General features: G+C 69.2%; 8 protein-coding genes (1 of these 8 only partly in view). 3 read left to right on the forward strand and 5 right to left on the reverse strand.

The window, feature by feature from the left end; translation table 11 throughout:
- Nucleotides 1-135: the final stretch of a hypothetical protein gene (locus OV208_RS17515; RefSeq protein WP_267574974.1), read on the forward strand. Its footprint begins 267 nt before the window's first position; 135 of the gene's 402 nt are visible here — the last part of the coding sequence; its start codon lies off the left edge, out of view; it ends in the stop codon at nucleotides 133-135.
- Nucleotides 136-484: 349 nt separating this feature from the next.
- Here the strand turns inward: OV208_RS17515 and OV208_RS17520 are convergent, their stop codons facing one another.
- Entirely contained in the window at nucleotides 485-2,149 is a 1,665-nt protein-coding gene (locus tag OV208_RS17520; RefSeq protein ID WP_267574975.1) for an alpha-amylase family protein, read from the reverse strand.
- Between the two features lie 196 nt (nucleotides 2,150-2,345).
- Here OV208_RS17520 and OV208_RS17525 point away from each other — a divergent pair, with 196 nt between their 5' ends.
- Both OV208_RS17525 and OV208_RS17530 read left to right on the forward strand, forming a co-directional pair.
- Nucleotides 2,346-3,308, forward strand: a complete 963-nt coding sequence (locus tag OV208_RS17525) for a TIGR03885 family FMN-dependent LLM class oxidoreductase (protein WP_267574976.1) — start codon at nucleotides 2,346-2,348, stop codon at nucleotides 3,306-3,308.
- 35 nt (nucleotides 3,309-3,343) lie between these two features.
- Nucleotides 3,344-4,447 (forward strand): winged helix DNA-binding domain-containing protein, encoded by a 1,104-nt coding sequence (locus tag OV208_RS17530; RefSeq protein WP_267574977.1) that lies wholly within the window; start codon nucleotides 3,344-3,346, stop codon nucleotides 4,445-4,447.
- Between the two features lie 9 nt (nucleotides 4,448-4,456).
- On the opposite strand, the gene OV208_RS17535 is transcribed toward OV208_RS17530, so the two are convergent.
- The 4 genes from OV208_RS17535 to OV208_RS17550 all read right to left on the reverse strand — a co-directional run bounded on the left by OV208_RS17535 (nucleotide 4,457) and on the right by OV208_RS17550 (nucleotide 12,083).
- Nucleotides 4,457-7,405, reverse strand: coding sequence for a DEAD/DEAH box helicase (locus OV208_RS17535; protein ID WP_267574978.1), 2,949 nt, complete (start codon nucleotides 7,403-7,405; stop codon nucleotides 4,457-4,459).
- Between the two features lie 69 nt (nucleotides 7,406-7,474).
- The gene (locus OV208_RS17540; protein ID WP_267574979.1) at nucleotides 7,475-9,541 is read right to left on the reverse strand and encodes a TonB-dependent receptor plug domain-containing protein; all 2,067 of its coding nucleotides are present in this window, start codon (nucleotides 9,539-9,541) and stop codon (nucleotides 7,475-7,477) included.
- Nucleotides 9,542-9,688: 147 nt separating this feature from the next.
- Nucleotides 9,689-10,771, reverse strand: a complete 1,083-nt coding sequence (locus OV208_RS17545; protein ID WP_267574980.1) for a PEGA domain-containing protein — start codon at nucleotides 10,769-10,771, stop codon at nucleotides 9,689-9,691.
- Between the two features lie 43 nt (nucleotides 10,772-10,814).
- Nucleotides 10,815-12,083: a serine/threonine protein kinase gene (locus tag OV208_RS17550; RefSeq protein WP_267574981.1), complete on the reverse strand. Its 1,269-nt coding sequence runs from the start codon at nucleotides 12,081-12,083 to the stop codon at nucleotides 10,815-10,817.
- Between the last annotated feature and the right edge of the window lie 129 nt (nucleotides 12,084-12,212).

Here is a 12,212-nt window from a genome sequence, read left to right on the forward strand (position 1 = left end):
GACTTTCTTTCGGTGGGGCGCGGCTTCTACCACCGCCGCGCTCGCTGTCAACTCCGCGTTGACTGCCCTATTTTCTTGTCGGGACTGCTCTCTCCCAGAAGTACCTTCCGCGCCAGTGCGCGGGCTTCCGGGTGAGGGGCGCGGCTTCTACCACCACCGCCACTTCGTTGATCAACTTCTTTCGAGTCGACCTTTGCTGCTTTCCGCTCCAGCGACCGACTTGCTGCTGTCGGCTTCGGGCGGGGCGCGGCTTCTATCTCTTCGCCGCGTTCTGCGTCAACCGCTCGTTACATCCACGAGCTTTTCCTCGGAGAAGCGGGGCGCTGGAACTTCGGCGGCCGGCCTTCGCGGGGAGGGCGGCAATAGCACGTGGTTTCCGGCTCGCGCAACATTCCGTCGAAGCGTGGCCGCGGAAAGGCGGCCGGGGCATCACGGGCCTCTTGGTCGGCCGAGGCGGAGCAGCCCCTCGGGCTCCCGCCGCCCCTCAACGCAGCGGTTCCGCCTTGTGCTTGCGCGCGGGGTTCTCCTGTCCCACTCGGAACCAGCGGTAGCCGTAGCCCTCCAGCATCACTACGTGGCGCTTGCCGTCCACGGGTTTGGAGTGGTCCTCGGTCAGCACGTTGTAGAGCGGGCATGCCTCCTCGCCGCCTGCGTCCAACTTCACGGTGCAGGGCCGGGACGAGAGGTTGTGCAGCACCACCATCGCGTTGCCCTTCCAGTCGTATCGGATGGCGAGCACTCCCTTGTTGCCCGTGCGCAGGATCTTCCATGCGCCCCACCCCAGCTCCGGGCACTCCTTGCGCGCTCGGATGATGCGCTCGGTCCAGTTGAGCTGTGAGGCCGGGTCCCTTCGCTGCTGCGCCACGTTCACCTGGGGGAATCCAAACGGTCCCTCCGACACCAGTGGCTTCACCGGCTTGTCCGCCAGCGTGAAGCCTCCGTGCGGCTCCGGGCTCCACTGCATCGGCGTGCGCACCGACTGACGCTCCACCAAGGCCAGGTTCTCGCCCATGCCCAGCTCGTCGCCGTACCAGAGGACCGGGGTCCCCGGCAGCGTGAACATCAGGCTGTAGGCCAGTTCGATGCGGCGGCGGTCCCCGTCCAACATCGACGCGAGCCTCCGGCGCAGCCCCCGGTCATAGAGCTGCATGCCCTTGTCGGGCCCCAGCGACCGGAACACCTCCGCCCGGTCCTCGTCCGACAGGCGCCCCAGGTCCAGCTCGTCATGGTTGCGCAGGAAGTTCGCCCACTGCGCTGTGTGCGGCAGGTCCGGCGACTCCTTCAGCGCGTCGACGAGCGGCGTCGCATCCCCTCGGGTCAGTGAGAGGTAGAAGTTCTGGTTGGCGAGGAAGTTGAAGACGAGCTGCATGCGGTCGTTCTCACCGAAGAACTCCACCACCTCGTCCATCGTGACATTGGCTTCCGCCAGCAGGATGGCGTCGCCCCTCCTCCACGAGAGGAACTCGCGCATCTCCTCCAGGAGTGCGTACGGGTTCTTCACGCCCGGGTTCTTCACGCCCTTGAGCTCCACGAGGAAGGGCACTGCGTCCACCCGGAAGCCGGACACTCCCAGCTCCAGCCAGAAACCCATCACCTTGAGGATCTGCTCGCGCACCTCGGGATTGGAGACGTTGAGGTCGGGCTGGAAGTCGAAGAAGCGGTGGAAGTACCAGAGCTTCGCTTCCTTGTCGTACGTCCACGTGGAGGGCTGTACCCCCGGGAAGACCATGCCCTTGTTGGCGTCCTTGGGGCGCTTCTTCGACCAGACGTAGTAGTCGCCGAAGCGGCCGTCGGGGTCCTTGCGCGCTGCCTGGAACCACGGGTGTTGATCCGACGTGTGGTTCACCACCAGGTCGATGATGACGCGGATGCCGTGCAGCTTCGCTTCGTGCGTGAAGGCCACGAAGTCGCCCAGATCCCCCAGCCGGGGATCCACGCCGTAGTAGTCGCTGATGTCGTAGCCATTGTCGCGGTTGGGCGTGGGCTGGAAGGGCATCAGCCACAGGCAGGTGATGCCCAGGCCCGCCAGGTAGTCCAGCTTGCGCCGCAGGCCCGCGAAGTCCCCGATGCCGTCGCCGTTGCCATCCATGAACGTCTCGACGTCGAGGCAGTAGATGACCGCGTTCTTGTACCAGAGGTCTTCGATCATCCCGTCTCCCGGGGCGTGCACCCCGGCGCGAGGGACACCCGTTCCCTTTAAGCATCCGGACTCCCCGGCAGGCCGACGGCTCTCGCGCCGCGTGTGGAACCCCACACCCGGGGGCCGGCGGGCTTTCTTCAGCCAACACTCGCGCGGAGAGAGGCCTCGCGGCGCGGCGGATCCGACGCCAGGGTGGATCCACCCCATGGCACTCATCGGATTCCACGCCTCGCACGAACAGTTCACGCCCAGCGAGCTTCTTCGCCTCAGCCGGAAGGCCGAGGGCGTGGGCTTCCAGGCCGCGCTCAACTCCGACCACTTCCATCCCTGGACGGACGCACAGGGGCAGAGTGGCTTCGCCTGGTCCTTCATGGGCGCTGCGCTCGCCACCACCGGGCTGTCCTTCGGCGTGGTGAATGCTCCCGGGCAGCGCTACCACCCCGCCCTCGTCGCCCAGGCGCTCGCCACCCTCAGCGAGATGTTTCCTGGCCGGGCCTGGGCGGCGCTTGGCAGCGGGCAGTACCTCAACGAGGCCATCACCGGCACCGGCTGGCCCACCAAGGACCTGCGCAATGCCCGCCTTCGGGAGTGCGTGGACGTGATGCGCGCCCTCTTCCGTGGGGAGACCGTTACCCACCGGGGCCTCGTCACCGTGGAGGAGGCGAAGCTCTACACGCGGCCTGTGGAGCCCCCCATGCTCCTGGGCGCGGCCGTCACCGCGAAGACGGCGCGCTGGGTGGCGGGCTGGGCGGATGGCCTGCTCACCACCGCCCGTCCTCTGGACGAACTCCGCAAGGTGGTGGAGGCCTTCCGGGAGGGCGGCGGTGAAGGCAAGCCGATGTACCTCAAGGTCCAGCTCTCCTACGCGGCCGATGAGGAGCGCGCTCGCGACGGTGCTTACGATCAGTGGGCTTCCAACATCTTCGCCAACAGCGTCCTCACCGACCTGCGCACTCCCGCCCAGTTCCAGGAGGCCGCGAGCGTCGTTCAGCCCCATGATCTGGACGGCCCACTGCGTGTTTCCAACAGCCTCCAGCAGCACGTGGACTGGCTGGGGGAAGACCTTCGCCTGGGCTTCGATCGGCTGTACCTGCACAACGTCAACCGGGAACAGGACGCATTCATCGACGCGTTTGGCTCGCAGGTGATTCCGGCCCTCACTCGCTGACCCTCTGGCGATGCGCCCTGGCTATGCTCGGGCGCATGGCTACCGAAGTCCTGTCCTCCCAGGCCCTCAACCGGGCCACGCTTGCCCGGCAGTTGCTGCTGACCCGCGAGAAGATGCCGGTGCTGCGTGCCGTCGAGCATCTGGTGGGCCTCCAGGCGCAGCTCGCGCGCCCTCCGTACCTGGCGCTCTGGTCCCGACTCCAGGGCTTCCAGCGGGACTCGCTCACGAAGCTCGCGCACAAGCGGGACGTGGTTCGCGGCACGATGATGCGCGGCACGCTCCACCTGATGAGCGCGAAGGACTACCTGCGCTACAGCGACATGTACCGGCCCATGCTCACCGCGGCCATGAACAGCATCCTCAAGGAGCGTGCCGCTTCGCTAGACCTGCCGGCGCTGCTCGCCACCGCCCGCCCCTTCCTCGACGAGAAGCCGCGCACGTTCGAGGAGGTTCGCGCCCACCTGATGAAGCACCATGTGGATGGCGATGAGCGGGCCATGGGCTTCGCCAGTCGCATGCTGCTGCCCCTCATCCAGGTGCCCGAGGATGGGCTGGATTGGGGGTGGCCGGGCAACTCCGGGTTCACGCTCGCGGAGTCGTGGCTGGGGAAGCCGCTGGACACCGACGAGGATGCCTCTCCGCTGGTACTGCGCTACCTGGCGGCGTTTGGCCCTGCCACGGTGGCGGACATGCAGACGTGGTCCGGGCTCAAGCCGCTGAAGGACGCCTTCGAGAAGGTTCGCGGCACGCTGGTGGAGTTCCGTGACGAGAAGAAGCGCGTGCTCTTCGACCTGCCCAAGGCGCCTCGGCCTCCCGAGGATACGCCTGCCCCAGTGCGCTTCCTGCCCGACTACGACAACCTCATCCTCTCCCACGCGGACCGGAGCCGCGTCGTCACCGACGAGCACCGCAAGGCCATGTACACCGGCAACCTGCGTGTGCAGCCCGTGTTCCTGGTGGACGGACGCGTCGCCGGCATGTGGTCCACCGAGCGCAAGAAGGGCTCCGCGACGCTGGTGTGCAAGCCGTTCGTCCCGCTCAAGAAACCGTCTCGCGACGCCCTCGCCCAGGAGGGCGAGGACGTCCTTCGATTCACCGAGCCTGAGGCCACCTCCGTGGCGGTGAAGTTCGGGACGTGACGGCGGTCCTCAGGCGAAGAGCTGGAGCAGGTCCTCTCGGGTGATGGCGGCGGCTCCGGAGGCTTCGCTGAGCGCGGCTTCGAACAGGGCTCGCTTCTTCTCCTGGAGGCCCAGGATCTTCTCCTCCACCGTGCCCTGGGACACCAGCCGGTAGACCATCACCGGTCGCTCCTGCCCGATGCGGTGCGCGCGGTCCGCCGCCTGCGCCTCCACCGCCGGGTTCCACCACGGGTCCATCAGGAACACGTGGTCCGCCGCCGTGAGGTTCAGACCTGTTCCGCCGGCCTTCAGCGACATCAACAGTACCGGGGCTCCATCCGGCCCCTGGAAGCGCGAGGTCACGTCGCCGCGGTTCGTCGTCGTTCCATCCAGCCGCTCGAACGCGATGCCCGCTCCCTTGAGCCCCGGCTCGATGAGGTCCAACAGCGACGTCCACTGCGAGAACACCAGCGCCTTGTGGCCTTCCGCGACCGCCGTCTCCAGCGCGTCCACCAGCGTCTGCACCTTGGAGGACGTCTTCGCGTGCTGGCCGGGCACGAGCGCGGAATGGCAGGCCGCCTGCCTCAGGCGCAGCAGGGCTTCCAACGCCTTGAGCACGCTGCCGCCTTCGTTCAACAACGCGACGACTTCCGCCCGCGTGGCCGCCATCACCGCGTCGTAGACGCTGCGCTCGCGCTCATCCAACTGCACGTGCATCACCGAGTCCGTGCGCGGCGGCAGCTCCGGTGCCACGTCGCGCTTCAGGCGCCTCAGGATGAACGGGCGGATGCGCCGACGCAGGCCCTCCGCGGCTCCCGGCTTGCCGTCCGCGATGGGCTGCGCCGTCTTCTCCTCGAACTGACGGCGCCCTCCGAGCAGGCCCGGGTTGGTGAAGTGCATCAGGCTCCACAGTTCGTCCAGGCGGTTCTCCAGCGGCGTGCCGCTGAGCGCGAGCCTCAGGTTCGCCTTGAGGCCGAACGCGGCCCTCGACACCTGGCTCTCCGGGTTCTTGATGGCCTGGGCCTCGTCCAGCACCACCGCCTCCCACGTGGGCGCTCCCAGCGTCGGCGCGTCCAGACGTAGCAACGCGTACGTGGTGAGCGTCACGTCCGCCGTGGGGTCCAGCTTGCGACCGGGGCCGTGGTAGACGCAGACCTTCAACGACGGCCGGAAGCGCTGCAGTTCCGCCACCCAGTTGGGCAACACGCTCGTGGGACACACCACCAGCGAGCGCGGACCCAGGATGCAGATGGTCTGGAGCGTCTTTCCCAGGCCCATGTCGTCCGCGAGGATGCCCCCCAGCCCCGCTCCCTTGAGGAACCCCAGCCAGCTCACGCCCTGCTGCTGGTAGGCGCGCAACGTGGCGTTGAGCTCCGCTGGCAGCACCGGCGGCGGCAGCTTGTCGAAGCCCTCCACCATGGGCGCCAGCTTGTCCAGACCCGGGGGCGGCGGCTGATCCAACGATTCGCACAGCGCGGTCAGCTCCGGCAGCGCGTGGTTCGCGACCCGTCCGTCCTCCTGGCGCGCGGCCAGGAGGTCCGCGACGCGCTGGCCGTTCTTGTCCAGCCACGCTCGCGGCAGCGGCGCCCATCCTCCGCCATCCAGCGGCACGAGCCCCAGCCCCTCGGTCCAGGCCCGCACCACCGCCGCGGCGTCCACCGTGCGCGCGCCTCCCTTGCCTCCCTCCACGTCGAACTCCAGCGTGAAGCGCACCTGCGGCACGCCCTCGCCCGACGCGCCTCCCTCCACTCGCAGCGACGGCCTCAGGCGCATGTCCGGACTGACGATGCCCGCCGCGTCTCCTCCCAGGTCGCCTCGCCACTTCCGCAGCTTGTCCGCGAAGCGCATCATCTCCGGCCCCTGCACCGTGAGCCTTCGCCCGGGCACGAGGTTCAACTCGTCGCGGAGCTGGTGGAGGAGCTTCGTCTCGGCGGCTTCGTCGCGCAGGGGCACCGCGCCCCGCAGGTACACCATGCGCCCGTTGTCGATGCGCACCGTGGGCGGCGCGCCGTACACCAGCGTGGGCAGCACCGACAGGCCCGCGGTGAGCTGGTTCAACTCCAGGAGGATTCGCGGCTTCAGATCGCGATCCAACGACGGCAGGCGGCGGCTCTTCACGTCCACCGGCATGCGCCTCGCCAGCTCCGGCAGCACCTTGGCGGACAGCTCCCCCAACTGCTCCGGCGCGTAGGTGCGCACGAGCGGCAGGTGCTGGAGCCAGGCGCCCGTCATCGCTGTCTCTCCCAGGCGCACCAGTGAGTCGGACGTCAGCGCGACGCCCGGGCTCACCACCTCCTTGATGCGCGGGTCGCCGGACACCGTCAGCACCCACTGCTGGCCCCGGTCCTCCACCCTCGCTCGCGGGGGCAGGACCTCGCTGGACACCGCCACCGGCCGTCCGTCCAACAGCACGTTGCGCGCGGGCTCCAGCGCCCGCAGCAGCGCGTCCAGCTTCTCCGCCAGCAGCGGCCCCCTCGTGCGGCGCTCCAGCAGGCGGTCCATGTTCAGGTCCACCTGCTCCACCTGCAATGTGACGCCGCCCGTGGGCTTCGCGATGCGCCCCGCGAGGCTGTCCTCCAGGGGCTCCTCGGTGCCGTCCGCGTGCGCGAGGACGCGGTGCAGTTGCAGGCCGCCTTCCACTCGCGTGAAGCGGTACACCACTCGCGACCAGCGCTCCGCCACGGCCTCCAGCGGCGCGTCCTGCTTCTCCGCCTGCTCCAGGGAGATGGCCGCCGCGACGACGTGCTCGCAGGGATCCACGCGGCTGGGGCAGTCGCACTCCCATGCCTCGTCGCCCGGGTAGAGGACGACGGTGAGGGCCACCGGCCGGCCCGCCGCCTTCACCCTCAATTCGATTTCGGTGGCCGTGCGCGACTGGAGCGCCACCGCTCCTGCTCGCGCCAGACTCACCCCGTTGGACCAGATGCCGGGGCGGGCTTCTTTTCGGACGGCTTCGAGGAGCTGGGCGTTCTCGGACATGGCAGGGGCGTTCCCTACGCCCCGCCACGCCCCCGCGCAACGTCCGATGCGGCCGGACTGGTGCCTGCCCTACTCGTCGTCGTACGCCGGCTCGAACAGGTAGGTCAGCCGCACCATGAACTCCCTGGTGAACACCGGCAGGGGCGCGTGGCCGCCGTTGTAGGGCTGCGCCACCCGGAAGTCGCTGCCCAGCAGGTTGTAGACGCCCGCGCCAATCTCCAGGCCCTTCGTCCCGACGTTCTCCGCTCGCACGAAGAGGTTGAGCAGCAGCCGGGGCGACAGCGTCTGGACCTCCGACACGCCCTCGTCGTCCGGAGCCCCGACGGCGAAGCGCTGGCCCACCAGCACGGCCGTGGGGCTGATGGACAGCCACGGGAGGATCTTCGCCGTGCCCGTCAGCGTCGCCTTGTGCGTGGGCAGACCGGTGAAGGCCTTGGGCTGCCCCGGCACCAGGTAGTCCTCCACGTCGTTGCGCCCGCCCGGCCGGTAGAATGAATAGCCCACCTGCGCGCGGCCCCAGGGGCCCCGGACGCGGTAGTCCAGCTCCACGCCCCGGCTGCCCAGGCGACCCAGGTTGCGGTACGCCTCGGAGTCCGTGTCCGTGTCGTACGAGTAGATGATGGGGTCCGTCACGCCCACGTCGAAGGCGTTGGCGCTCACCGTCTGGCCCTCGCCCAGGCGCACCGTGGCCTCCAGCTCATACACCGTGGTGCGCTCCGGCCGGACGTCGTCGCCCAGGGAGATGTTCTCGATGCCGGGCGCGCGGAAGGCGCGGCTGTAGAGGGCCTTGCCGCTCACGGGACCGAAGGACTTGAGCAGCACGAGCCGGGGCACGAAGGAGCTGCCGAAGAAGCTGTGGTCTTCAAACCGCGCGCCCGCCACCACCGTGGCGATGGGGTTGGCCGAGTACACCTCCATGAAGCCCGCGAAGTTGCGGTAGGAGACGACGTCCTGGTCCCCGTTGAAGGGCTCCTGCAGGCCGATGCCCGAAGGGCCCAGGAGCTTTCCCTGGTCGAACGCCAGGTCCAGGCCGCCCGTTAGCTGGAGGAAGTCGAACGCCGCCCAGCGCGCCAGGGCCCGGCCTCGCAGGCGGCGGTAGCGCTTGTCGTAGAAGAAGTCCGACGACTCGTCGGAGTCCCGGTACGACTCGCCCAGCGTGAGGTTCAGCCGGGGGATGATTTCAATGCGGTCCGTCGGGCGGAAGCGCTCGCTCAGCTCCGCGTGGAAGGATTCGAAGTCGGTGTTGGCCGGCGTGGGCAGCACTTCGTCCACGGAGACCACGCTGGTGGTGTCCTGGCGCTGGTACAGCAGGCTCAGTTGCAGGTCGCGGAAGCCCACGCCCGCCTGCACCACCGTGGGGTCCAGGCGCGACGCGCCGTTCATGCTCGCGGAGTCGCCGTAGAAGTCGTCGAAGATGACGTCGCTGCGCTGGCCCTGGCCCAGCGACGCGGAGGCGAAGGCGCTCAGGCCCGGCACGCCCTCGAACACCTTGCGCCCGGACAGCGTGAGGCTGCGCCGGCCGTTGCCGTGCGAGAGCTGCCCGTACGTGCCCACCGCCAGCACGTCCGTGCTGCCCTGGATGCCCCGGGTGATGACGTTGATGACGGCCAGCTCCGCGTTGCCGCCGTAGATGACCGAGCCGGGGCCGCGCACCACCTCGATGCGTTCGATGAGCTCCACCGGGAACTCGTGGCCCAACTGCATCGTGGAGTAGAGCTGCTCGTTCATCTCCTTGCCGTCGATGATGAGCAGCACCTTGCCTTCCTGGCCCCACAGGCCCCGGAAGCCCGGCCCCACCGTCCCCTGGACGTCCACGCCGAAGAAGAAGCCCGGGACGAGCAGGAGCACGTCCATCAGGTCGCGCGCACCCGAGGCGCGAATCTCATCCGCCGTCACCGCCGTGACGACCGCCGGCGAATCGTGCAGCTTCGTGATGGCGAACGACGCCACCTGGCTGTGCACCTCCGGCTCGTCCTCCAGCGCCTCCACCCGGGCCTCCTGCTGGGAGGGCGTCTCCGGCGGTCCCGGGTCGATTCCCTGCTCGGGTTCGCCCTGGGCCCAGCCCGTGCCCGCGCCCAACAGCGCCAGCAACACACCCACACGACGGCCCGACCAGCAGCGCCTGGTGAAACCCATACGCGACAAACCTCTCGAAGGCGGAAGGTGCGCGCGGCGTCTCGGGGGAGACACCGTCCGCGCGAACCCTCAGTGTACCGGGTCCAGCGCCATCCGAAAGTTCTGGGTTTACGTGCACCGCGTCGAATCCCGACGCGCAACTGTGTTTCAGCGCACGCGCACGCGGGTGCTGCGGCCCGGCTCGACATCCACCGTCATGCGCCGCTTCACCTCGCCGTTGACACGGACCTCCACGCGCGCGGGCCCCGCCGGCAGCGCCTGCGCGGAGATGGGCGGAAAGCCATACGGCCGGTTGTTGATCCACACCTCGCCGTAGAGCCCCGGCGACGTCACCTCCAGGTCGCCCCGCTGCGCCACGGCCGCCTTCGCGACGGACGGCTCCGGCGGCGGCGTGGAGTCCGGGGACCGGGCACCCGGCGCGAGCCCTCCGACGGGCGCCGCGGCAACGGGCGGAGCGGAGGACGTCGCCACCACCGGCACCGCGACGGGCGCGGCCCTGGCGGCGGGCAGCGTCAGCTCCGCGGTGAGGTCGCGGTTGAGCGAGCGCACCGAGTCCTCGGCCACCTCCAGCGTTTCCGAGTACAGGTGGCGGTCGCCCTGCGCGAGCACCACTCGGTGCGAGCCCGCCGTCACGGACAGCCGTGCGGGGGTCATGTCCAGCTCCTTGCCGTCCACCAGCACCACCAGCCCGGGCGGCGTGGAGGTCACCAGCAACAGGCCCTTGCGTTCGACTCCCGCTTCGGAGGCCTGGGCTTGCTGCTGCTCCCGGGCCTGGGCGCGCGCGGCGGCGAGCCTGGCGGCGCGGGTGCGCGGCGCGGACTTCGACGTGGGCGACTCACGCGGTTCGGGAACCTTGGTGACGCGCGCCTGTTCACGCGCGCGCAGGTCCGTGGCGATGCGCAGCAGCTCCACCACGTCGCCGTTGGGATCGTTGCGCAGGCTGAGGGCTTCGGTGAACTCCGTCACCGCCCTGGCGTAGTCGCGGTCCTCCAGCGCGGCGAGCCCCGACGCGCGCCGGGCCCTGGCGAGGCCCGCCTTCGCATCGTCGGAGGGTGAGGCCACGGCGGGAGGCGTGTTTCCGGGCGCGGCCGGATCCACGCGCGCGACGAGGGGCGTGGACGGTGCGGGCGCCTGCGCGGCACGGCGGGAGCGCATCACCAGGTACGCCCCGGTGTTCACGGCCACGGTGCCCAACAGGATGACGGCGACCCAGGTCTTCTGATTCTTCACGTTCGATGTCCCGCTTCCCACGACACGGTGCGCCCCTGCCCCTTCATGCCACCAGCAACCAGAACAGCGCGCTGCCCACCGCGGCGACGCCCGCCGCGGCCGCGAGCCCCCAGGGGAACGCATCGGACCCGCCCGCCTGTTCCGGCGGAGGTGCGATGATTCCCGTCGGCGCCGTGCCTGAACCCGTGCCGCGCGGCAGCACACCGGTGACCACCAGCGCGCTGGAGTCCAGGGGCTCGGGGGTCTCCGGCGGCACGTAGGGCGAAGGGCTGGAGATGCCCGTGGGCGTGCGCGTGGAGCCCAGGCTGGAGGAGCCCGGCATCGAGCCCGGCACCGACACCGCCGTGGACACCCGGCCCTTGGAATCCGGCGGGAAGAGCGTGGCCATCAGCGTGGCCAGTTCGCGTCCCCCGGAGGTCCAGTGCTGCGTGCTCCGGAAGCGCTCCAGGTCGTCGTGCACTTCGCGCGCGGTCTGGTAGCGCGCGTCCTGGTCCTTCGCGAGCAGTTTGAGGAGGATGCGCTCCAGTTCGGGCGAGAAGCCCGGCGACACCTGCGACGGCGGGGGCACGTCCCCCTGCGACGCGGCCACGATGGTGGCCTCCATGGTGTCGCGCTTGAACAGGCGCCGGCCCGTGGACAATTCGTAGAGGACGATGCCCAACGAATACAGGTCCGAGCGGTGATCCAACTCCCGGTTCGTTATCTGCTCCGGGGACATGTAGGCGTACTTGCCCTTCACCACCCCGGCCACCGTGCGCTCCAGGTTCACGGAGCTCTTCACGATGCCGAAGTCCGCCAGCTTCACGATGCCCTCGCGCGACACCAGCACGTTGCCCGGCGTGATGTCCCGGTGCACCAGCTTCAGCGGCGTTCCGTCCGACAGCGTCTTCGCGTGCGCGTACGACAGCGCGTCCGACATCGCGAGGCCCACATCCACCGTGACGCGGGAGCCCAGCGGGATGGAGGACGCCGCCGCGTGCCGCATGATGCGATCCAACGACTGGCCCTGAATCCACTCCATCGCCAGGTAGTACTGGCCGTCGATCTTCCCGAAGTCGAACACCTGAACGATGTTCGGGTGGGTCAGGAGGGCCGCCACCTTCGCCTCGTCCGCGAACATGCGGCTGAAGGGCTCCAGGTTGGCGTACTCCGGCAGGATGCGCTTGATGACGCAGGCCTTGGAGAAGCCGTCCGGCCCGTCGATGGTGGCCAGGAAGATGTGCGCCATCCCCCCCACGGCGAGCCGCTGGAGGATGCGGTACTTCCCGAAGCGCTCATCGGCTCCAGGTGCGACCGGCGGAGGCGTCACCATATCAACCCTGTCCAACTTGTACTCCCAGGACGGAACTCGGAATCCCCGGAAGATATCGATGACCCGGGGTCCCGACAAGTTTCGCTCTCCCTGTCAACATGTTTTGCGGTGAATCCCCTTTAACAACGT

The organism is Corallococcus sp. bb12-1, assembly GCF_026626765.1.
Taxonomy (GTDB): Bacteria; Myxococcota; Myxococcia; order Myxococcales; family Myxococcaceae; genus Corallococcus; species Corallococcus terminator.

Excerpts from the sequence above, each read along its gene's own strand:
- OV208_RS17520 (WP_267574975.1), bottom strand. The coding sequence starts at position 2,149 with ATGATCGAAGACCTCTGGTACAAGAACGCGGTCATCTACTGCCTCGAC.
- OV208_RS17525 (WP_267574976.1), top strand. The coding sequence starts at position 2,346 with ATGGCACTCATCGGATTCCACGCCTCGCACGAACAGTTCACGCCCAGC.
- OV208_RS17530 (WP_267574977.1), top strand. The coding sequence starts at position 3,344 with ATGGCTACCGAAGTCCTGTCCTCCCAGGCCCTCAACCGGGCCACGCTT.
- OV208_RS17535 (WP_267574978.1), bottom strand. The coding sequence starts at position 7,405 with ATGTCCGAGAACGCCCAGCTCCTCGAAGCCGTCCGAAAAGAAGCCCGC.
- OV208_RS17540 (WP_267574979.1), bottom strand. The coding sequence starts at position 9,541 with ATGGGTTTCACCAGGCGCTGCTGGTCGGGCCGTCGTGTGGGTGTGTTG.
- OV208_RS17550 (WP_267574981.1), bottom strand. The coding sequence starts at position 12,083 with ATGGTGACGCCTCCGCCGGTCGCACCTGGAGCCGATGAGCGCTTCGGG.